Origin of the sequence: Paracoccus homiensis, from assembly GCF_900111675.1 — a bacterium.
GTDB classification, from domain to species: Bacteria; Pseudomonadota; Alphaproteobacteria; order Rhodobacterales; family Rhodobacteraceae; genus Paracoccus; species Paracoccus homiensis.
Genome location: NZ_FOHO01000011.1, coordinates 36,821 through 58,669, shown reverse-complemented (window position 1 = coordinate 58,669; position 21,849 = coordinate 36,821). Strand labels below are relative to the sequence as shown.

General features: G+C 64.1%; 18 protein-coding genes. 6 read left to right on the top strand and 12 right to left on the bottom strand.

Annotated features, from left to right (window positions below):
• Window positions 1–63 precede the first annotated feature (63 nt).
• The 3 genes from BMX67_RS14070 to bcoG form a co-directional block, all read right to left on the bottom strand.
• The gene (locus tag BMX67_RS14070; RefSeq protein ID WP_090736277.1) at window positions 64–1,758 is read right to left on the bottom strand and encodes a BCCT family transporter; all 1,695 of its coding nucleotides are present in this window, start codon (window positions 1,756–1,758) and stop codon (window positions 64–66) included.
• A gap of 65 nt (window positions 1,759–1,823) precedes the next feature.
• Window positions 1,824–3,248, bottom strand: coding sequence for a carnitine 3-dehydrogenase (locus BMX67_RS14065; protein ID WP_090736274.1), 1,425 nt, complete (start codon window positions 3,246–3,248; stop codon window positions 1,824–1,826).
• 56 nt (window positions 3,249–3,304) lie between these two features.
• Window positions 3,305–4,222: a 3-dehydrocarnitine:acetyl-CoA trimethylamine transferase BcoG gene (gene bcoG, locus BMX67_RS14060; protein ID WP_090736271.1), complete on the bottom strand. Its 918-nt coding sequence runs from the start codon at window positions 4,220–4,222 to the stop codon at window positions 3,305–3,307.
• 255 nt (window positions 4,223–4,477) lie between these two features.
• Between bcoG and BMX67_RS14055 the strand changes: the two genes are divergently transcribed.
• Entirely contained in the window at window positions 4,478–5,452 is a 975-nt protein-coding gene (locus BMX67_RS14055) for a GlxA family transcriptional regulator (protein ID WP_090736268.1), read from the top strand.
• A gap of 9 nt (window positions 5,453–5,461) precedes the next feature.
• On the opposite strand, the gene BMX67_RS14050 is transcribed toward BMX67_RS14055, so the two are convergent.
• Genes BMX67_RS14050 through BMX67_RS14040 form a run of 3 tightly spaced genes read right to left on the bottom strand, consistent with a single transcriptional unit; the run spans window position 5,462 to window position 9,438 of the window.
• Entirely contained in the window at window positions 5,462–6,247 is a 786-nt protein-coding gene (locus tag BMX67_RS14050) for a carnitinyl-CoA dehydratase (RefSeq protein WP_090736265.1), read from the bottom strand.
• Window positions 6,244–8,274 (bottom strand): acetate--CoA ligase family protein, encoded by a 2,031-nt coding sequence (locus tag BMX67_RS14045; protein WP_090736263.1) that lies wholly within the window; start codon window positions 8,272–8,274, stop codon window positions 6,244–6,246. The genes BMX67_RS14050 and BMX67_RS14045 overlap by 4 nt, the downstream gene beginning before the upstream one ends.
• A 3-nt stretch (window positions 8,275–8,277) precedes the next feature.
• Complete coding sequence (locus BMX67_RS14040; protein WP_090736260.1) at window positions 8,278–9,438, bottom strand: acyl-CoA dehydrogenase family protein; 1,161 nt, start codon at window positions 9,436–9,438, stop codon at window positions 8,278–8,280.
• 75 nt (window positions 9,439–9,513) lie between these two features.
• Between BMX67_RS14040 and BMX67_RS14035 the strand changes: the two genes are divergently transcribed.
• Window positions 9,514–10,464: a GlxA family transcriptional regulator gene (locus tag BMX67_RS14035; RefSeq protein WP_245739462.1), complete on the top strand. Its 951-nt coding sequence runs from the start codon at window positions 9,514–9,516 to the stop codon at window positions 10,462–10,464.
• A gap of 16 nt (window positions 10,465–10,480) precedes the next feature.
• On the opposite strand, the gene BMX67_RS14030 is transcribed toward BMX67_RS14035, so the two are convergent.
• The 4 genes from BMX67_RS14030 to BMX67_RS14015 form a co-directional block, all read right to left on the bottom strand.
• On the bottom strand, window positions 10,481–12,418 hold the full coding sequence (locus tag BMX67_RS14030) for a monovalent cation:proton antiporter-2 (CPA2) family protein (RefSeq protein WP_090736253.1): 1,938 nt from the start codon (window positions 12,416–12,418) through the stop codon (window positions 10,481–10,483).
• Complete coding sequence (locus BMX67_RS14025) at window positions 12,415–13,017, bottom strand: NAD(P)H-dependent oxidoreductase (RefSeq protein WP_090736250.1); 603 nt, start codon at window positions 13,015–13,017, stop codon at window positions 12,415–12,417. Before BMX67_RS14025 ends, BMX67_RS14030 begins: the two co-directional genes overlap by 4 nt.
• Window positions 13,018–13,169: 152 nt before the next feature.
• The gene (locus BMX67_RS14020) at window positions 13,170–13,886 is read right to left on the bottom strand and encodes a glutathione S-transferase family protein (protein ID WP_090736248.1); all 717 of its coding nucleotides are present in this window, start codon (window positions 13,884–13,886) and stop codon (window positions 13,170–13,172) included.
• Window positions 13,887–13,923: 37 nt separating this feature from the next.
• Entirely contained in the window at window positions 13,924–14,523 is a 600-nt protein-coding gene (locus BMX67_RS14015) for an NAD(P)H-dependent oxidoreductase (RefSeq protein WP_090736246.1), read from the bottom strand.
• Window positions 14,524–14,663: 140 nt separating this feature from the next.
• Here BMX67_RS14015 and BMX67_RS14010 point away from each other — a divergent pair, with 140 nt between their 5' ends.
• On the top strand, window positions 14,664–15,032 hold the full coding sequence (locus BMX67_RS14010; RefSeq protein WP_090736243.1) for a winged helix-turn-helix transcriptional regulator: 369 nt from the start codon (window positions 14,664–14,666) through the stop codon (window positions 15,030–15,032).
• A 32-nt stretch (window positions 15,033–15,064) separates the two neighbouring features.
• On the opposite strand, the gene BMX67_RS14005 is transcribed toward BMX67_RS14010, so the two are convergent.
• Window positions 15,065–16,102 carry a zinc-dependent alcohol dehydrogenase family protein gene (locus BMX67_RS14005; RefSeq protein ID WP_090736240.1) on the bottom strand — a complete coding sequence of 346 codons (1,038 nt, stop codon included), beginning with the start codon at window positions 16,100–16,102 and terminating at the stop codon, window positions 15,065–15,067.
• Between the two features lie 136 nt (window positions 16,103–16,238).
• Between BMX67_RS14005 and BMX67_RS14000 the strand changes: the two genes are divergently transcribed.
• Window positions 16,239–16,709: an Lrp/AsnC family transcriptional regulator gene (locus tag BMX67_RS14000; RefSeq protein WP_090736237.1), complete on the top strand. Its 471-nt coding sequence runs from the start codon at window positions 16,239–16,241 to the stop codon at window positions 16,707–16,709.
• A gap of 6 nt (window positions 16,710–16,715) precedes the next feature.
• On the opposite strand, the gene BMX67_RS13995 is transcribed toward BMX67_RS14000, so the two are convergent.
• Window positions 16,716–17,387, bottom strand: coding sequence for a TetR/AcrR family transcriptional regulator (locus BMX67_RS13995; RefSeq protein ID WP_175479914.1), 672 nt, complete (start codon window positions 17,385–17,387; stop codon window positions 16,716–16,718).
• A gap of 239 nt (window positions 17,388–17,626) precedes the next feature.
• On the opposite strand from BMX67_RS13995, the gene BMX67_RS13990 reads away from it, so the two are divergent.
• Window positions 17,627–18,697, top strand: a complete 1,071-nt coding sequence (locus tag BMX67_RS13990; protein ID WP_175479913.1) for an efflux RND transporter periplasmic adaptor subunit — start codon at window positions 17,627–17,629, stop codon at window positions 18,695–18,697.
• Window positions 18,694–21,744: an efflux RND transporter permease subunit gene (locus BMX67_RS13985; RefSeq protein WP_090736231.1), complete on the top strand. Its 3,051-nt coding sequence runs from the start codon at window positions 18,694–18,696 to the stop codon at window positions 21,742–21,744. Before BMX67_RS13990 ends, BMX67_RS13985 begins: the two co-directional genes overlap by 4 nt.
• Window positions 21,745–21,849: the final 105 nt, after the last annotated feature.

The following is a 21,849-nucleotide window of genomic DNA, read 5'->3' as shown; positions in this document are numbered from 1 at the left end:
CAGGGCCGATGAAACGGGTCCGCACGGATAATTCCGTGCGGACCCTGTCGTTGTCCGGCCCGCCTATGCCGGCAGGTTCTGGGTCAGATGGGTTCCGTCAGGCAGCGTTTCGGCCGGGGCCCTGGCAGGTGCGGCGGAACTGTCTTCGCGCAGCGATTTCGCCAGACCCCAGACCATTGCGATGACCAGGAAGGAAATCGGGAAGGCCGTGGACATCAGCGCCGTCTGCAGCGCGTTCAGACCGCCCGACATCAACAATGCGATCGCTGTCGCGCCGATCCCCGCACCCCAGATCACCCGGAACTTGTTGGGCGGGTTCACATCGCCCATCGCCAGCATGGTGGTAATGACCAGCGTCCCCGAATCCGCCGAGGTCACGAACCACGACACCAGCAGCACGGTTGCCAGAAGGGACAGCGGCCAGGTCGTCCAGCTCATGTCGCCCATCCATGACGAGGCGCCGATATTGCCGATCGTCCCGTACAGGGCCGAAGGCAGTTCCCAGTTGCGCACCGTTTCGATGATGCCCGCGCCCCCGGCGTCAGCAGGCCCGCCCGCCATGTGCAGTTCCTGCCAGATCGCGCTGCCGCCAAAGATGCACAGCCAGAAGAACACCGCGACCGAGGGCACGCACAGCACCCCGATCATGAATTCCCGGATGGTGCGGCCATAGGAGATGCGGGCGATGAAGACGCCGACCATCGGGGCCCATGCGATCCACCAGCCCCAGTAGAAGATGGTCCAGCCGCCCTGCCAGGCGGTATCGGGTTCCTCGGTCGCGACCCAGAAGCCCATCGGGATGAAGTTCCAGACGTAATCGCCCATCGAGGTGATGAAGAACGCCATCAGCCACTTGCCCGGCCCGATCACCACAAAGGCGGCCAGCAGCAGGATCGACAGCCAGATATTCCATTCCGAGATGAAGCGGATGCCCCGCGCCACCCCCGACACCGTCGATGCCGTCGCGATGATCGACACGATGACGATCAGCACGATCTTCAGGGTCAGCGTCACCTCCAGCCCGAACAGCACATTCATGCCGGTCGCGATCTGGGTCGAACCCAGCCCCAGCGAAGTCGCGATTCCGAAGACCGATCCGAACACCGCCAGCAGATCGATCAAATGCCCCCAGGGACCGTAGATCCGTTCCCCGATCAGGGGATACAGAGTCGAGCGCATGGTCAGCGGCAGCTTCTTGCGAAAGCCGAAATAGGCAAGGCACAGCCCGACCAGCACATACAGCGCCCAGCCGTGAAAGCCCCAATGGAAAAAGGCCACGCGCATCGCGTCGCGGGCCCGCATCATGTCCATGTCAAGATGGCCCGCCATGTCGGCATGGGGGTTGTTGGGGTATCCGAAGGCCCCGGAATTGTCGAAATAGAAGATCGGTTCGGCCACGCCGAAAAACAGGATGCCGACCCCGATCCCGGCCGAGAACAGCATCGCGAACCAGCTGAAATTCCGGAACTCGGGGCGCGAGTCGTCATCGCCCAGCCGCAGCCTGCCATGTCGGGACAGCATCAGCCAGAAGCAGAAGAACATCACCCCGATCAGCAGCAGGATGTAATACCAGCCGAACCAGCCCTCGATCCATGCGCGCACGGCCTTGTAAAGACCGCTTGCCAGTTCAAGGTTCAGGATCGTGAAGATCACGAAAAAGGCGATCATGCCTTTGGCCGCCATGCCCATCCCCGGGTGCAGCCCCGCGAAAAAGCCCGACCTGGCCACATGATGGCGTCCGGAACTGTGTTCGGACATCTGACGCTCCCTTGTTGTGATTATGATTTGGATCGGCCCGGTCGTGGCCGGGCCGGGCGATCGTCTCAGCCGCGCTGCCCGACATGGCGACCGGCCCCTTCGGGTCGTGGCAATGCCGCATGGGCCCGAACGAAGGCGGCCAGACGTTCCGCCACCTGCGCGGCGGGCATCGAGGTGCTGCGCGTGGTCAGATCCATGTGCAGAAGCAGCGTTTCGACCGTCGCGGCCAGCGTGCCATCAGGGCCGTGCAACTTATGGAACAGGTGCATCTTCTTGCCCTCGCCCGCCAGAACCTGCGTGGTGACCTGCAGCCTGTCCCCCGCATGCAGTTCGTTCAGGAAACGCACATGGTTCTCGACCGTGAAATAGCTGCCGCCTGCGGCGATATAGGCGGCGTCGCAGCCGATCATTTCCATGAAGCGGTCCGTCGCCTGCGCGGAAACCTCGCTGTAATGCGCCTCGTTCATATGGCCGTTGTAATCGGTCCAGCTTTGGGGGACGGGGCGGTTGACGGTAACCGGCAGATCGGCGGCGGCGGGGACCTGCAGCCCGGCTTCGTGGGCGTTGATCGTGCCGCCCGCGCCGGTGCCGGATTTCTTCAGGGCCCGCATCATGCCGACAAGGTTGTCGTCGCGCAGTCGTTCCAGATCGCGGATCGACATGTGGCCCGATTGGGCATCCGACTGGCCGGCGATCAGATCGACCAGCTCTTCGGTGAAGGCAGGCACATCCATCAGCTTGGTCCAGGGCCATTCCAGCGCCGGGCCGAACTGGGCCATGAAATGCTTCATCCCGGCCTCGCCCCCGGCGATGCGATAGGTTTCGAACAGGCCCATCTGCGCCCATCGCAGGCCAAAGCCCATGCGGATCGCCTCGTCCAGTTCCTCGGTCGTGCAGATGCCGTCCTTGATCAGCCACAGCCCCTCGCGCCAGACGGCTTCCAGCAGGCGATCTGCGATATGGGCGTCGATTTCCTTGCGCACGGTCAACGGATACATGCCGATCTGACGCAAGATGTCCGAGGCCCGCGCACAGGTTTCCGCATCCCCGACCAGTTCCACCAGCGGCAGCAGATAGACCGGGTTGAACGGATGCGCGACGACGGCCCGCGCGCCCTGTGCGTTCAGGTCCGATGGCTTGAACCCTGAGGTCGAGGACCCGATCACCGCATCCGCAGGTGCATGGGCCTGAATCTGATCGTGGATGCGATGCTTCAGATCCAGCCGTTCCGGCACGCTTTCCTGAACCCATGCGGCATTCGCCAGCGCCGATGCCATGTCGTCGTGAAAGCTTAGCCGACCTTCGGCGGGCAATGCCCTGTCGTAAAGCGATGGCAACGATCGGCGGGCATTGGCCAGCACCTCGCCGATCCTGCGCTGTGATTGTGGGTCGGGGTCAAAGACCTGCACGTCCCAGCCGTTCAGCAGAAATCGCGCGGCCCAACCGCCGCCGATGACGCCGCCGCCAATGATTGCCGCTGTTCTGGTCATGCCGGGTTTCCTTCCGTTTGCGTGGTTCGGGGTCGCAGCAGATGCACTGGCTGGGCTCATGCCGCCACCGGGACGCGCTTGGTCAGGCCAAGTTTGGCGCGCACGGCCTCGGGGCCGATGATCCGCGCGCCCATTCCCTCGATCACGCCGACCGCGCGTTCGACCAGCTGCGCGTTGGTGGCCAGAACGCCCTTGTCCAGAAACAGGTTGTCTTCCAGCCCGACACGGACATTTCCGCCCGCCAGAACCGATTGCGCGGCATAGGGGATCTGGTCGCGCCCCAGCGAAAACGCCGACCATGTCCAGTCGGAGGGCACATTGTTGACCATCGCCATGAAGGTGTTCAGGTCGTTCGGCGCGCCCCAGGGCACGCCCATGCACAGCTGCACCAGTGCGTTGCCCGCCAGGATACCTTCCTGCACCAGTTGCTTGGCAAACCACAGATGGCCGGTGTCAAAGGCCTCGATTTCGGGCTTCACGCCAAGATCGGTCATCATCCGACCCATCGCCCGCAACATGCCGGGCGTGTTGGTCATGACGTAATCGGCCTCGGCGAAGTTCATCGTGCCGCAATCCAGCGTGCAGATTTCCGGCAGGCATTCCGCGATATGGGCCATGCGTTCCGTGGCCCCGATCATGTCGGTTGCGGCCGCGTTCACCGGAAACGGCGCTTCGGTCGAGCCAAAGACGATATCGCCGCCCATGCCCGCTGTCAGGTTCAGGACCACATCGACCTCGGACTCGCGAATGCGGTCGGTCAACTCGCGATACAGGGCCAGATCGCGCGATGGCACGCCGGTTTCGGGGTCGCGCACATGGCAATGGACGACCGCCGCGCCTGCCTTGGCGGCGGCGATCGCCGAGTCCGCGATCTGTTTGGGCGAGCGCGGCACATGCGGCGATTTATCCTGCGTCCCGCCCGAGCCGGTGACGGCGCAGGTGATAAAGACGTCGCGATTCATGGTCAGGGGCATTGTGCGGCTCCTTTCGGGTCAGGTCATGCGGTCGGTGTCCGGCCCGCAGGCGGCACCGGGCTTCGGTGGATCAACGTTTCCAGGCATGACGACGGGATCGGCCGTCCGGTTGCGGCGGCCATGGATCGCACCTTGACCGACAAGGGTGCGAGGGGTGGTGACATCCTGCGGCTCAGGCCGGGAAACTTGACTTCCCGCTTGGGTAGCGCAGAACCTGACCTTGGGTTTATACAATTTCAGCCATATTCTGCACCAATGTCGCCAAAATCGCCGCATATCTTCGAGTTCCTGCTGTTTGACGGCTTTTCCAACATGGTGCTGGCCAGCGCGATGGAGCCGCTGCGCACGGTGCGGATGAATCTGGGGCAGGGCGTGGCGGATTGGCGGGTCACCTCGGGTGATGGTGCGCCCGTCACAAGCTCTAGCGGCCTGAAGATCACGCCCGATGCCGCATTCGATGACGGGCGCGGCGGGCGCAATCTTGTGCTGGTCGCGGGTTACGACGTGCGCGAGCAGGCCAGCCCTGCATTTCTGACGCGGCTGCGCAGGGCTGTGCGCGGGGCCGACAGTGTTCTGGCACTGGACAGTGCCGCCTGGCTGCTGGCCAGTGCCGGGGTGCTGGACGGCCACAAGGCCACCATCCACTGGCAGGAACTGGACGCCTTCGTGGATAGCTTTCCAAGGGTCGAGGTTCTGACCGCGCGGTTCGTTCGGTCGGGGCCGTTTCTGACCTGCGGCGGGGCCAGCACGGCGCTGGACATGATGCTGGCGCTGATCCGGCAGATCTATGGCCCGGCGGCTGCCTTCGGGGCCTCGACCATGTTCGTCTATGACCCGTCGCGCCAGTCCGAATTGAACCGCGGTGCCGCGCGATTGCAGCAGAAGGGGTCGCCAAAGGTGCTGCAAGCCACGAACCTGATGGTCGAGACGATCCAGTCACCCCTGCCGATGGCGGTTCTGGCAAGACGGGTCTCGCTGTCGGAACGCAGTCTGGATCGCGCCTTTCAGCGCGAGCTGGGCATGACGCCGGGCAAGTATTACAAGCTGCTTCGCCTTCAGCACGCCCGCTATCTGTCCGAGGAAACCAATCTCAGCCTTGAACAGATCGCGCTGCGCTGCGGGTTTTCATCGGCCTCGTCGCTGGCGCGGTCCTATGGCGGGCATTATGGCCGCACCATCCGCGAGGGGCGCACACAGGAACGCCCCTGGACGGTGCCGGATGACGAATAGCCGCGTCGCCTAGCGGCCCGTCCAGACCGGATCGCGCTTTTCGGCAAAGGCGCGCGCCCCTTCTTTCTGATCTTCGGACCGATACAGCCGTTCGACGGTTTCGAACTGGCTGCGGGTGATGCGGTTCATGGCGTCCTGAAACTTCATGTCCTCGGCCTCGCGGACGACCTCCTTGATCGCGGCGAATACCAGAGGCGGGCCAGAGGCCAGATCATCGGCCATGGAACGCGCGGTCGCCATCAGGTCAGCGGCGGGCAGCACGCGATTGACCAGACCCCAGCGCGCGGCCTCGTCGGCATCGAACCAGCGACCGGTCAGCAGCATCTCCATCGCGATGTGATAGGGGATGCGCTTGGGCAGCTTGATCGAGGCGGCATCGGCCACGGTTCCGGAACGGATTTCCGGCAGGGCGAAGGTCGCGTGATCGGCGGCAAGGATGATGTCGGCGCTAAGCGCCAGTTCCAGACCGCCGCCGCAGGCGATGCCGTTCACCGCCGCGATCACGGGCTTGTTCAGCCCGCGAAGTTCCTGCAACCCGCCAAAGCCGCCCTTGCCGTAATCGCCATCGACGGCATCCCCACCGGCGGCGGCCTTCAGATCCCATCCGGGGCAGAAAAATTTGTCGCCCGTCGCGGTCAGGATGGCGACGCGCAGGTCGGGATCATCGCGAAACCGGGTAAAGACCTCGCCCATGATCCGGCTGGTGGCAAGGTCGATGGCATTGGCCTTTGGCCGGTCAAGCGTCACCTCGAACACGGCGCCGCGACGTTCGGTGCGGATGGGGTTGTCGGTCATGGGGTCTCTCCTTGGCGGATGATGGCGTCGGCGGCGATGGCATCGGTCGGGGTGCAGATCAGGGGATTGACCTCGACCTCGTGCAGCGTGGCAAGATTGGCCTTTACAAAGGCCTGAACGGCAAGCACCGCGTCCAGCACGGCTTCCAGATTGGCGGGCGGCTTGCCGCGATACCCCGCCAGCAGCGGCCAGCAGCGCAGGCCTTGCAACGCGGTGCGGATCTGATCGCGGCTGGCGGGCAGCAATAGCGACGTTGTGTCGCGCATCAATTCGGTCAGCACGCCACCCGCCCCCAATGTCAGCACGAAGCCATGCGCGGGGTCGCGCACCACCCCGATCAGCAATTCGGCAACGCCGCCGGGGATCATTTCTTCGATCAGATAGCTGTCGGCGACCATTTCGCGGGCCGCCCGTTCCACGGCCTGCGGGTCGGCCAGGTTCAGGACAACGGCGCCGGCCTCGGTCTTGTGGGCGATGCCCTCGCCCTTGATCACGACCGGAAAGCCGATCCGCGCGGCGGCGGCGGCAGCCTCGGGCGGGGTCTGGGCCCGTGCCGCACCGGGACTGCGCAGCCCGGCCGTGGCAAGGGCGGCCTTGGCCTCGGCCTCGGTCAGGGTTCTGTCGCCTTGCGGATCTCCGGGCTGCCAGGGGTCCGGGGTGATTGCGGGCCTGACCATCCCTGCGGCGATTGCGATGGCGGCCAGCGCCTGGGACATGCCGGCAAAGGGAACGATGCCGCGCGCAATGCAATCCTGCGCCACGGCTTCGGGCATGTTTTCGGGCAGGGATGAGATCACCGCCAATGGTGCGCGGCCATCCGTCAGCGCCATCGCATCCAGCACCTGTTGCCATTCCGGTGCGGCAAAGCGGTCGGGTCGCGGAAAATCCAGAACCACACAGCCAAGCGCCAGATCGCCGCGCATCATCGCGCCGAAGCAATGCGCCATGGCCTGCGTGTCGCCCCAGATATAGGTGTGATAATCCAACGGATTGGCCAGCGCGACACGCGGCCCCAGCGCCTGTCGCAGCCCCTCGCGCTGTGCAAAGCCAAGCTGGGGGAACACGATGCCCTGCGCCTGTCCCAGGTCGGCCATCAGGCTGGCCTCGCCCCCCGAACAGGACATCGAGGCGATCCGGTTCGACGTGATCCCCCCGGTCACATGCAACAGCTTCAGCGTTTCCAGAAACACCGCCGGATCATCGCAGATGCCGATGCCCAGACGGTGCAGCAGGGCCCGAGCCCCGGCATCGCTGCCCGACAGCGACGCGGTATGCGAAATCATCGCCGCCTGCGCCGCCTGCGAGGCCCCGACCTTCAGCGCCACGACCGGCTTGCCCAGATCCCGCGCCTGACGGGCCAGCGCCAGAAACGCGGGCAGATCGCCGATGCCTTCGATATGCAGCCCCAGCGCCGTCACGCGCGGGTCGTTCAGCAGCGCCGCGCCGATCTGGGCCAGTCCGATCTGCGCCTGATTGCCGGCCGTGGCCATATAGGCGATGGGCAATCCGCGCCGCTGCATCGTCAGGTTGATCGAGATATTCGAGGATTGCGTGACGATGGCCACGCCCTGCGTGCAGCGCTGCATCCCGTGCAGATCGGGCCACAGCGCGGCACCGTCCAGCGCGTTGATCAGCCCATAGCAGTTCGGCCCCAGAATTGGCATGGATCCGGCCGCCGTGACCAGTTCGCGCTGACGCTGCGCCCCGTCCGGCAATTCTGCCGCCGCCTCGCTGAACCCCGAGGCAAAGCAGATCGCGCCCCCGGTCCCGCGCTGTGCCAGCTGCCCGACGATCTGGACGCTGGCCTCGCGGTTGACGCCGATGAAGGCCGCGTCCGGGGCGGCGGGCAGGTCGGCGATACTGGCAAAGGCGGGCAGGCCCTCGATCTGGTCCCTGGACGGGTGGACCGGCCAGATTGGGCCGTCAAAGCCGATCTGGCGGCATTGCGCGATCACGTTCCGGCACCATGTGCCGCCGCCCACGACCGCGATGCTGCGCGGACGCATCAGCCGTTCCAGCCGGGTCATGGCCTAGGCCCCCAGTGGGCGGAACAGGTCGCGGCTGATGATATGGCGCTGGATCTCGCTGGTGCCGTCCCAGATACGCTCGACCCGCGCATCGCGCCAGAACCGTTCGATCGGGAAATCATCCATCAACCCCATCCCGCCATGAATCTGCAACGTCGCATCGGTCACACGCGCCAGCATTTCGGATGCGTAAAGCTTGGCCGAGGCGATTTCGCGGTTCGCGGGCAGGCCCTGATCCAGCCGCCACGCCGCCGCCAGCGTCAGCCAGTCTGCGGCGTCGATTTCGGTGATCATGTCCGCGACCTGAAAGCCGACGCCCTGAAACCGGGCGATGGGCTGGCCAAATTGCCGCCGCTGGGTCGCATAGGACAGCGCCATGTCGAAACAGCGCCGTGCGCGCCCGACGCAGAAGGCCGCGACCGTCAGGCGGGTTGCGTAAAGCCAGGTGTTCATGACGTCGAAACCGCCATCAACCGCGCCCAGCACCTGCGCATCGGGCAGGCGGCAATTGTCGAAATACAGCACATAATTCTTGTAACCGCGATGCGAGACCGAATTGTAGCCCGGCTGCACCTGAAATCCCGGCGTGTCGCGATCGACCAGAAAGCAGGTGATGCGCTTTTTGGGGCCATGCGGCGTGTCATCGACCCCGGTTGCCACGAAGACGATGAAGAAATCCGCATGTTCCGCGCCCGAGATGAAATGCTTGGACCCGTTCACCACCCAGTCGCCGCCTTCGCGCTGTGCGGTGCATTTCATCCCGCGGATATCGGAGCCGGCATCGGGTTCCGTCATCGCCAGTGCATCCATGCGTTCGCCACGCACGGCGGGCAGCAGGTAACGGTCGCGCTGATCGCCGGTGCAGGCCATCAGGATGTTCTGCGGCCGGCCAAAGAAATGCGTCAGCGCCATCGACCCGCGCCCCAATTCGCGTTCGACCAGCGTGAAATCCAGATGCGACAACCCGGCGCCGCCAACCTCTTCGGGGAAATTGCAGGCATAGAAACCCAGGTCGATGACCTTTCGCCTGATCTCTTCGCCCAGTTCCAGCGGCACCGTGCCGCTGCGCTCTACCTCGGCCTCATGCGGATAGATTTCGTTCTCGACGAATGCGCGAACGGTCGAGACGATCATTTCCTGTTCGTCGTTCAGCCCAAATTGCATGTGACACCTCTTGTCGCTTTGGTGCGATGATGCGTAGGCTTCGGTCGCTGGATCATGCAGAGATGGGCGATTATCGTGCAGATATGGAAATCTTCGGAAACCTGCCGCAGCATCGGCGTGCTGCTGTTCGACGATTTCTCGAACCACTGCCTTGCCAATGCGATCGAGCCATTTCGCGCGGCCAATACGATGGCGCGCAAGCAATTGTATCGCTGGCAATTTCTTAGTCTGGACGGTGCGGCGGTCGTGTCGTCCAGCGGGCTGCCGGTGCATCCCGGCGCGGCCTTGGCCCGGCATCCGGGGGGCGATTACCTGTTCGTCATGCCCAGCTATGGGTTTCAGGCGCATGCGACCCCGGCCTGTGCGCGCGGACTACGGGCGGCGCGGCGGCGGTTTCGCACGCTGGTCGGGATGGATACGGGCAGCTGGCTGCTGGCCGATGCCGGGCTGTTGGAAGGGCGGCGGGCCACGATCCACTGGGACGAGCTGGGAAATCTTGCCGAAACCTATCCGGGCACGCGGGTCACCGATGACCGCATGGTCGATGATGGCGATATCCTGACCTGTGGCGGCGTGACGACAACCTTCGATCTGGCGCTGCACCTGATCGAGGCGCATCACGGCGCGATGCTGCGGCTGGAGGTGGCATCCCTGTTCATGCATGGCGAGGCGGCGGCCCCCCTGCCGGGTCCGTCGCAGATGCCGCGCAACCGCAAGGCCGAGGCCGCCGTCGCGCTGATGCGCCGCAATATCGAAACGCCACTGCCGATCCCCGACATCGCCCGCCAGATCGGGTTATCGGCCAAGGCGCTGTCGCAGATCTGCCAACAGCGCCACGGTCTGGGCGCGGCGCAGTTGTATCAGGCGATCCGCCTGCGCGAGGCGCGGCGGCTGATCGAGCAGACGGGCTTTGGCATCGAGGAAATCGCCGGGCGCTGCGGCTATCAGAATGCCAGCGCCATGACCCGTGCCTTCCATCGCGAATTTGCCACGACCCCGCGTGATCTTCGGCGGTCCGGCCCGTGACCCCGGCGGATGGGGGCTATGATCCCTGGCTGTCGGCGGCGGCCTTCACATCCGCGGGGCTTGGCGGGGTCCAGCCACGTTCGGACCGTTCGTGGAATGCGCCACGGCCACGGGCGCGGATCTGCTGGGCCTGTTCTTCCAGCAATTCCTTGGCGCGTTCGCGATAGGCGTCGTTCTTGTGATTAGGGATGTCCGGGTCATACAGCCCTGCCAATTCGCGCAGGGTCCGCTGGTTTTCATCGACAAAGGCGCGGGCGGCGCGTTCAGCCTCGAAGGCATGGGTGCCAAGCGCCTCATACACGGAACGGCCCGTGCGCACCGCGCTGTCGAACGTGTCGCGGATGATGTCGCGACAGCCCGCGCCCCACAATTCGTAGACATGGTTGCGGTCCATGGCCCGCGCGGTGATATGCACATGCGGGTGGTGTTCGGTGACATAGCGGACCATTTCGGTCGCGCGGTGGCGGTCGTCGATGGCGATGACCAGCACCTTCGCCTGCTCGATCCCGGCGGCATGCAGCAGGTCGGGCCGCGTGGCATCGCCGTAAAAGGCCCGGACACCGAAGGCGCGCAAACGCTCCAGCATCTCGGCATTGTGGTCCAGAACCGTGGTTTCATGGCCCGCGCTCAGCAGCATCCGGTTCACGACGCTGCCAAAGCGGCCATGCCCTGCGATGATGATATGGCTGGGGGCGGTGATTTCGTCAGCCTCGCGCGGTTCGGCATCCTCGAAGCGGGGCAGGACCAGCTTTTCATAGGCGATGAACAGCAGCGGCGTCAGCATCATCGACAGCGTGACGATCAGTGTCAGACGCGGCGCGATATCGGGCGGCAGGACCGAACTGGCCGCCGCGAACGAGATCAGGACAAAGCCGAACTCGCCCGCCTGCGCCAGCCCCATGCCGAACAGCCAGCCCTGTTCGTCGCGGACCTTGAAGATACGGGCCAGCGCGAACAGAACCCCCGCCTTCAGCGCCATCACGCCCACCGTCAGGCCAAGGATCAGCATGGTTTCACGGCCCAGAAGGCCGAAATCGATCCCTGCGCCGACGGTCATGAAGAACAGGCCCAGAAGCAGCCCGCGGAAGGGGTCGATATCGCTTTCCAATTCATGGCGATATTCGCTGTTGGCCAGCACAACGCCGGCCAGAAAGGTTCCCAGCGCCGGCGACAGCCCCACCAATGTCATCAACAGGGCAATCCCGATCACGAAGGTCAGGGCGGCGGCGATGAAGATCTCGCGCAGATGCGCCTGTGCGATAAAGCGAAAGGCCGGGCGGGTCAGATACATCCCCGCCGCAATGACCAGCGCAATTGCCGCCAGCGTGACCAGCGCGGTCTGCCATCCCGCCAGACCATCGACCAGCGACAGCGTGGCGCCGTGATCGCCCTCGGCCCCATGGCTGTCGCCGCCATGCGCAGCCCCGCTGCCCGCCAGCCCCGGCAGCGCCAGCAGCGGCAGAAAGGCCAGCATCGGAATGACGGCGATGTCCTGAAACAGCAGGACCGAAAACGAAGCCTGCCCGCCATCGCTTTTCATCAGGCCCTTTTCGTTCAGCGTCTGCAACACGATCGCGGTCGAGGACAGCGCGAAGATCAGCCCGATCGCGACCGAAACCTGCCAGACCTGCCCAAAGGCATAGGCCGCCGCAGCAACCAGCGCCGCCGTCACCCCCACCTGCAGGCCGCCAAGGCCCAGCAGTCGGGCACGCATGTCCCACAGCAGGCGGGGCTCCAACTCAAGGCCGACAAGGAACAGCATCATCACGACGCCGAATTCCGCAAAATGCTGGATCGAGATCACATCCACATGCAGCAGCGCCAGCACCGGGCTAAGCAGAATGCCCGCGATCAGATAGCCCAGCACCGATCCCAGCCCAAGACGCGAGGCGATGGGCACCGCGATCACCCCGGCGATCAGGAACAGAAAGGCCAGAAGCAGGAAATCGGTCATGTCGGCGCGCCTTCGGTCAGGGGAAGCGTGTCATGTGTCAGGAATTGCGCCTGCTGGGCCCGTGACAGATCCAGCCGGTCATCGCGCAGCGCACGCAGCAGATCTGCAAAGCCGCGCGCATGGGGTGCGGGGTCTTCCTTCAGCGCGCCGAACTGGACATAGGGGGCCAGGAAAGTCATCTGCGACAGCCGCGCGGTCTGTTCGAACGGGGTCAGAAAGGTGCGCAGCTCGAAATGCTGATAGCCTTGGTGGCTATAGGCGTCCTGCGGCCCGCCCGCAGTCACGGCCAGCATCATCTGCTTGCCGCGCAGCCGGTCGCCGCCCTGACCATAGGCAAAGCCGTGTTCGAATGTCAGATCGATCCATTCCTTGACCAGCGCGGGCGCGGAATACCAGAACAACGGAAACTGCAGCACAAGCACGTCGTGATCCACAAGACGTTGCTGTTCTTTTTCGATATCAATCGCATAGCGTGGATATGTCGAATACAGATCAAGGCTGTCGATGCCGTCGATCCCCTGCGCGGCCCGCCACATCGACAGGTTTACCCGCGAGGTGGCGCGTCCGGGATGGGCAAAGATATGCAAAAGTCTGGCCATGTTTGCGGTCCTTTCGTCATGTCCCGGACCGGCGATGGCGCGGGGCGCGTGCAGCTGGTCACTGTCAACTGTGTCACAGGCGCGCGCCCGAATGCCAGCCCGCGCCCGAAACCGTGTGACCTTTTCCCGCTATGACGCGGATGGCCCGATCCTTAGTCCCTGGCGTCATGGGCAAAGCGGGCGGCGTTCTCGGCGGCGAAGCTGTCATCCTCGGCACGGGCATCCCAGAATTGCGGCTGCGGTGTTGGGATGGTCAGGGCCTTTTGCACGGCGGGGCGGGCATCGATGCGGTCGAACCAGGCTTGCAGATGGGGCAGGCCGTCCACCTGGACCCTGGCCCAGGGATAGGCGCGGGCCCAGGGATACATGGCCATGTCGGCAATCGTATATTCATCGCCGGCCAGCCAGTCGCGCCCCCGCAGGCGCGTATCCAGAACCTGCAACAGGCGGCGGCTTTCGTCGCGATACCGCTTGATCGAGAAGGGCTGATCATGCCCGTTCGGCGCGGCGATACGCTGAAAATACATCGCCTGTCCCATCATCGGCCCGACATGGCCGACCTGAAAGAACAGCCATTGCATCACCTCGGATCGCGCCACTGCGTCATGGGGCAGGAATGTCCCGTATTTCTGGGCCAGATGCCACAGGATCGCGCCGGATTCGAAAATCGCGCGGCCCTCGGCGCGATCCACGATGGTCGGGATCTTGCCGTTCGGGTTCAGCTTCAAATAGTCGGGCGCCTTCTGTTCCTGCCGTCCGAAATCGACCAGCGTCAGGTCATAGGGAACGCCTGCCTCTTCCAGAAAGATCACCGGCTTGTAGCCGTTCATCGTGGCAGCGGTGTAAAGATGAATGTCGGTCCGGGTCATGACGCTGGTCCTTGTGTGTGGGGGCGTGGGGCGGCGGTCAGGCAGGAACAACCGCGAAGATATCCCGAAGATGTGCGTCGAACCGCGCAAGATCCAAGGCGATGTCGGGGTTTTTCATCACGTCAAAGGCGGCAAAGCTGGGCAGCGGGGTCATGCCGAAGAACCTGGCGTTCAGGTGCAAGGGGCGCAACAGATCGTCCAGCGATAGGCCCTGAAAGAATGGCTGGGCGGGATCGTCGAAGGCCTCGGCCGGGGCGTTCAGCGTGGCCGACAGCAGATAGCTGGTGCCCTGCAAGCTGCCGCCCATGCCGTAATTGGCCTTGGGATCCCGGGCGTGGCGGCCATCCCCGGCACACAGGCGTCCGTCCATGCCCGCGGTATAGACCTCATCCATGTATTTCTTGAACGTCCAGGGCGCGCCCATCCAGTTGACCGGAAACTGCATGATGACGGTGTCGGCCCAGACATGGTTGTCGACCTCGGCCTGGACATCATAGCCCTCATCAATCGTGGTCACGCGGACCTCGTGGCCCAGGGATGTCAGCAGCGATCTGGCACGGTCGGTCAGCGTGGCATTCAGCCGCCCGGGCGCGAAGTCGTAGGGCTGCGTTCCGTTCACGATCAGGATCTTTGTCATGGTTCGGGTTCCTTGGGTCCGTCATGTTGCATCGCCGCCCCTTGACCCGGGGCGGGCTTGCGATGAAATGCGCAGGACGGAAACCTAAATCAACCAGTATACTTTTGGTAACCTAGAGGCGCCGCGATGAGGAGGGTCCGATGAAGGCAAGGATAAGTCATGATGCGCAGGGTCGCCGCATCGCCCATGATGTCTGCACCGAGCCATGCCCGATAGAACGCGGGATGCGGATCATCGGCGGCAAGTGGACCGGCTCGATCCTGTGGCATCTGCGCGACGGGCCGGTGCGCTTCAACGATCTGGCACGGATGATTGGCGGCGCGTCGAAGAAGATGATCACCGAACGCCTGCGTCAGTTGGAGGCGCAGGGCCTGATCACCCGGCATGTGCTGGATACCGCCCCCGTCTCGGTTCAGTATCAGATCACCGCGACCGGTCTGACCGCCATCGGGTTTCTGGACGAGATCCGAAAATGGAGCGAGGGCCTGCGCGAGGCCGGGCAACCCTGATCGGCGGGTTCAGGATTGCCGCGTCGCGCGGATCAGAAGCGGGTGATGACGGTTGCGCCGACCGATTGGAACTTGTCCATATCCATCAACGCCTGTGGCGCATCTGCCAGGGCGATCCGATCGCCGACCAGCCGCGCAGGGTTCAGCTTGCCGCTGCTGACCATGTCCAGCATCGCGCCATAGCGATGCGCCTGCATCCCGTGAGAGCCCAGAAGCTGGATTTCCTGCCCGACGATCCTGGGCATCGGGATTGCGGGCGCAGCGTGTTCGCCCAGCATCAGGCCCACCTGAACATGCTTGCCGCGCGGACGCAGGCACAGGATCGAATTGGTCATCGTTACCGGATGCCCCAGCGCATCAAGCGATACATGCGCACCGCCACGGGTGATGTCGCGGATGGCGCCGGGCACGTCCGCCTCGCGCCCGTCGATCGCCGCGACGGCCCCCAGTTCGCGGGCGAGGCTCAGTTTCGCCGGATCAAGATCGACGCCGATGACATTTGCCCCGGCTGCCGCAGCGATCATCACGGCCGATAGTCCGACCCCGCCGCAGCCGTGGATCGCGATCCATTGGCCCGCGCTGACCCTGCCCTGATCGATCACCGCCCGGAACGATGTAGCAAAGCGACAACCAAGGCTGGCTGCCGTGGCGAAATCCATGCTGTCGGGCAGCGCGACAAGGTTCAGGTCGGCCTGATGGATGCCGACATATTCGGCAAAGGATCCCCAATGGGTGAAACCGGGCTGTTCCTGATGCAAGCAGACCTGCTGTTGACCCGCGTGACATTCCGAACAGCTGCCGCAGCCGCAGATGAAGGGCACCGTGACCTTGTCGCCGACCTTCCAGTTCGTGACATCCTTGCCCACCGCCTCGACGATGCCCGCCAGTTCGTGTCCCGGCACATGGGGCAGGTCGATATCGTCGTCATGGCCCATCCATCCGTGCCAGTCGCTGCGACAGACGCCCGTGGCGGCGACCTTCAGCACGACCCCATCTGGCTGAGGCGCGGGATCCTTCGCCGTGACCAGCCGCGGGGCTTCCTGAAATTTTTCGAACATGACGGCTTTCATCGCGACCTCGTGCTGATTGAGTTTCGGTGGCGATCATAGGAAGTGCAGCGGCAAATCCATTGCCATTCCTGGCCTGATATTCGAATAATGGGGCAATATCTTTTCTGTTGTGACGAATTTGAAGGGGTTTCTGCCCATGCCTGATATCGATGCTGTCAATGCCCGGCTCTTGTCGCTGTTGCAGGATGATGGCCGCATGACCAATGCCAGACTGTCCGAGCATCTGGGTATGAGCGAGACGCCCTGCTGGCGCCGCCTGAAGCGGCTTGAGGAAAGCGGTGTCATCGAGGGCTATCAGGCCAATCTGAATCGCCGCAAGCTGGGGTTGGGTGTGATGGCATTCGTGCAGCTGCGCTGTTCGGAACATGATCAGGCCGCTACGGCCGAGTTTCAGCGCATCGTGCAGACCACGCCGAACATACTGTCCTGCCACAACACGACCGGCGCAGATGATTTTCTGCTGATCGTCGTGGCGCGTGATCTGGATGATTACAGCAGCTTCGTGGACAGCACCCTGCGCCGGCTTCCGGGCGTGACCAGCATCCGTTCGAACCTGTCGCTGAAAGAGATGAAGGCTTCCAGCAAGCTGCCCGTCGCCGCGCGGTAGGCCCGGTCAGCCCGGTCGCGGGCTGACGGCATCTTTCGGCGCTGCCGCCGACAGGAAAAAATCGACTGCCGCGTCCAGAACCTGCAGCCTGTCTGCCGTCACCGTCAGTTCGCCCATTTCGAACAGCGAATCCCACGCATGCGGCAGCAGGACGGATTCGCAGAAATGCCGGGCCAGAAACCCGGCATCGCCCTGTAACTGACCCTGCGCGATCAGACGTTCCATCACCAGCTGAACCATCTCAAGCCCCGGTCGACGCCAGCGCCGCTCCATCATTTCGGCCAGATCGGGCGCGGCCTGGCATTCCGAAATCACCAGCCGCAGCATCATGACCGAGTCGCGGTCCATGATCGCGTTCAGCATGGCGCGGGCCAGTTGCCGCAATATCTGATCCGCCGGGCCGTCAGCGGCGGCAAGCTGGCGCGGGGTCTGCAACTTGCGTTCGGTGAAGGCGGTCACGACAGCCTCCAGCAGCGCCTTCTTGTCGGGAAAGCGGGCATAGATGGTCTGCTTGGATCCGCCAAAGCGCCGCGCGACATCCTGCATGGTCGTGGCCCCGTAACCCTTGCCAAGAAACAGCGCGGTTGCGGCCTCGACGATCCTTTCCGCCGCCCCCGCCGAAGGGGGCCTGCCGCGCAAACGGCAACCTCGGGTCAGTTCCTTGATTTCGGCTTTCACTTTGACGGGAACCTCGCTAAAGAATTCCGGAACTGCCCGGTTCCGTAATTGTCTAGCCAAGATCCGCTGAAGTTTGAAGGCATATCGCACATGATTTCGCAATTTTCCGGAACACGGGCTGTGACCCGGCTGCGCGTGCGGCCCGGTCGTCGTCATGACGCGCCAGGGCCATGAGGGCGGCATCCGTCCAGACGCCCGCCACCTTTCCCCCATTTCAGGTTTCACTTCGAAGGTTTCTCATGAGATCACTCTCTCTTCTTGTTTCCGGGCTGCTTGCGCTGCTCTGCGCCGTCCCGGCCTTGGCGCAGGAGGATCTGCGACCGGCCAAGCTGATGGTGGTACAGCCGTCGCAGGATGTCGTCAGTCGCCGTTTCTTTGGCCGGATCACGGCGCGGAATACCGTCGATCTGTCCTTCCGCGCCGGCGGCCAGATCGAGGAATTGCCCATCCGCGAAGGCGAATTCGTCAAGCAGGGCGATCTGCTGGGCAAATTGGATACCGGTCCCTTCGAACGCGCGGTGCGCGAGGCGCAGGCCCAGCTGGATCAGGCCGAAAGACAGTTGAAACGCGTGACCGAACTGGGCGCCGGGATCGTGCCGCAAGCCGATATCGACGATGCCCGCACCGCCCGCGACGTGGCGCAGGTCGGCTATGACGATGCGGTCGAAAACCTTGAGGATGCGGCCCTGATCGCGCCGTTCGACGCGCTGATCTCGCAGCGTCTGGCGGACCGTTATGCGACCATCGCGGCGGGCGAGCCGATCGTGCGCGCCCATGATATGAGCGAGATCCAGATCGAGATAAAGGCCCCCGAGATCCTGTTTCGCAAGTTCGGCGAACAGCCGGAATTCGCGGCCAAGGCGCGGCTGACCCATGACGGCCCGCTGTATCCGCTGGAATTTCGCGAATTGACCGCCGAGGCGACCGAGGTGGGCCAGACCTATCGCGTGTCCTTCGCGCTGACGACGGACACGCCCGACCATCTGTTGCCCGGCGCCTCGGCGACCGTGCTGACCGAAATCTCGCGCGCGGATGGCAATGGCGTGGTGATCCTGCCTGCCAGCGCATTGCGTTTCACGCCCGATGGCACGGCGCAGGTGCTGGTCTTTGCCGCCGATGACGGCGACGCGCAGACCGGAACGCTGACTGCCCATGACGTGGTGATCGAGCCCGGATCGGGCACCTCTTTCCGCATGATCGAGGGGCCGGAGCACGGCGCGACCATCGTGGCTGCAGGCGCGGCCATGCTGTCCGATGGCGACCGTGTGCGTCGCTTTGCCGGTCTGTCGGATGACGGGGGGCAGCCATGAACCTTGCACGCAAGGCAATCGAAGCCTCGCTGCTGACCTGGCTGCTGATCCTGGGCTGTCTGGGGGGCGGGCTGTGGGGCTATCTGAATGTCGGGCGGTTGGAAGACCCGGCCTTCACGATCAAGACGGCGGTGGTCTTTACCAGCTATCCGGGCGCCTCGGCGGCGCAGGTCGCGCGCGAAGTGACCGAGCCGCTGGAATCCGCGATCCAGCAGATGGGCGTGCTGGACACCGTGACCTCATCGAACAAGCCCGGCCAGTCGCGCATCGACGTGGAAATCCTGCCGACGGTCAAGGGCGATGAGCTGCCGCAGGTCTGGGACGAGCTGCGCAACCGCGTCGCCGATGCCGCCGGGCAACTGCCCGAAGGCGCGGCCCAGCCCATCGTCAACGACGATTTCGGCGATGTCTTCGGCATCTATTTCGCCGTGACCGCGCCGGGTTTTTCCGATGCCGAGATCCACGAGATTTCCAGCTTTCTTCGGCGCGAGATCCTGACCGTCGACGGTGTTTCCGACGTGTCGGTCGCGGGCCTGCCCGAAGAGGCGGTCTATGTCATGCCCGACATGGCCATCGCGTCCAATCTGGGCGTCCCGCCCGCCGCGCTGACCCAACAGATCAGGGCCGCCGCGCAGATCGCCTCGGCCGGGTCGCTGGCCGCGGATGGCAAGCGGTTCGATCTGGACGTGCCGCGCAGCACCGACAGCGTGGACGCGCTGCGCGAATTGACCATCAATGTCGGCAGCACGGTCGTTCAGATGACCGATATCGCCACGGTCGAACGGGGCCGCGTCGAAACGCCGGGCCAAATCATCCGTTTTAACGGGCAAGAGGCGTTCACCCTGGGTGTCGCCGGGATCGCGTCGGAAAACATCGTCGATATCGGCAATCGCGTGGATGCAAAGCTGCAGGACCTGCGCGGCGATCTTCCTCATGGCGTTGAATTCCACCCGATCTATCAGCAGCATGTCGTGGTCGATGAATCCTCGACCGGGTTTCTGAAGAACCTGGCCATGTCGGTCGCGCTGGTGGTGATCGTGCTGGCGGTGTTCATGGGGTGGCGGTCTGCGGTGGTTGTCGGCGCGACGCTGTTTCTGAACGTGATCGGCACCTTCTTCTTCATGGCGCTTGGCGGCATCGAGATGGAGCGGATCTCGCTTGGGGCGCTGATCATCGCCATGGGGATGCTGGTCGACAATTCGATCGTCGTGGCCGAGGCGATGCAGATCAAGATGCAGGGCGGCAAGACATCTCGCGAGGCGGCGGATGAGGGCGCAAGCCGCATCCAGTTGCCGCTGCTGGGCGCGACCGTCATCGGGATCATGGCTTTTGCCGGGATCGGGCTTTCGCCCGACGCGACCGGCGAATTCCTGTTCTCGCTGTTCGCTGTCGTCGGGATCTCGCTATTGCTGTCCTGGGTGCTGGCGCTGACCGTCACGCCGCTGCTGGCGCATTACGTGTTCAAGCGCGGCAACGAAGGCGATGACGGCTATTCCGGCCCGATCTTCAACGCCTATCGCAAGGTGCTGGGCTTGTCATTGCGCGTGCGCTGGCTGTTTCTGGCCGGCTTGGTCGTGGTGACGGCGCTGTGCTATCGCGGCTTTGCCCAGGTTCCGCAGCAGTTCTTTCCCGACAGCAGCACGCCGATTTTCTACGCTCATTACAAGCTGCCGCAGGGCAGCGACATTCAGGCGGTATCGCGCGATCTGGAACAAGCCGAGGATTGGCTGCTGCAACGCGATGACGTCACCTCGGTGGCAAGCTTCGTCGGCGGTGGCGCCACGCGCTTCATGCTGACCTATTCGCCCGAGGAATCAATGCCGACCTATGGGCATCTGATCATCAGGACCGAAACGCTGGACGCGATTCCGCCCCTGCTGGACGATCTGAATGCCTTTGGCCGCGAGACCTTGTTCGCGGGCGAGTTCCGCACCGAACGCCTGGCCTTCGGGCCGGGCGGCGGGGCGCCGATTCAGGCGCGGATTTCAGGGTCCGATCCGGCGGTGCTGCGCGATCTGGCCCAGCAGGTCAGCGATACGCTGAAGGCGCAGGACGCGCCGCTGATGGATATCCGCACGGATTGGCGCGAATACGAACCCGTGCTGGTGCCGCAATATGCCACCCAGCGTGCGCAGACGGCGGGCATCACACGCTCCGACATTGCCGATGCCAGCCTGATGGCGACCGAGGGCATGACCGTTGCCACCTATCAGGAAGGCGACCGGCAGATCCCCATCCGCATCCGGTCGCGCGAATTCGGGGAAACCCCCGATCTGTGGGAGCAGATGATCTATTCCGATGCGGCGGGCGATTACCTGCGGATGGAACAGCTGATCGACCAGATCGGCTGGCAGCCGCGCAACACCCTGATTCAGCGGCGTAACCGCGTGCCCACGATCACGGTCGAGGCGGGCCTGCCAAGCGGCACCAACGCCTCGGCGGTCTTTGCCCGGATCCGCGACGCGGTCGAGGCCGTGCCGATGCCCAGTGGCTATCGCATGGAATGGGGCGGCGAATATGAAAGCAGCACCGATGCGCAGGAAAGCCTGGGCGGGCAATTGCCGATGACGATCCTGATCATGATCCTGATCTCGATCCTGCTGTTCGGCCGGTTGCGTCAGCCGCTGATCGTCTGGCTGCTGGTGCCGATGGCGGTGAACGGTGTGGTGATCGGCCTGCTGATCACCGGGTTGCCGTTTTCCTTCACCGCGCTGCTGGGCCTTTTATCGCTGTCGGGGATGTTGCTGAAGAACGGCATCGTGCTGGTAGAGGAAATCGATCTGGTCCGCGCCGAGGGCGTGCCCTTCCGCCACGCGATCATCGAGGCATCGACCTCGCGTCTGCGGCCCGTGGTTCTGGCGGCGGCGACGACGATCCTGGGCATGGCGCCGCTGTTGTGGGACCCGTTCTTCGCCTCGATGTCGGTGACGATCATGGGCGGGCTGGCTTTTGCGACGATCCTGACCCTGATCGCCGCGCCGACCTTCTACTATGTGCTGTTCAGCCGCGAACATAAGGCCGAGGCAGCGATTCAGCCCACGCTTTAGCACCTGTCATGCCAATCCGCCGTGGCCCCGGATGCGGGGCCACGGTTCTTTCAGGATAAGATGGTCAGCGGCAGGCCGCGCCGATAGGCCAGGAGCCTCGGTGCC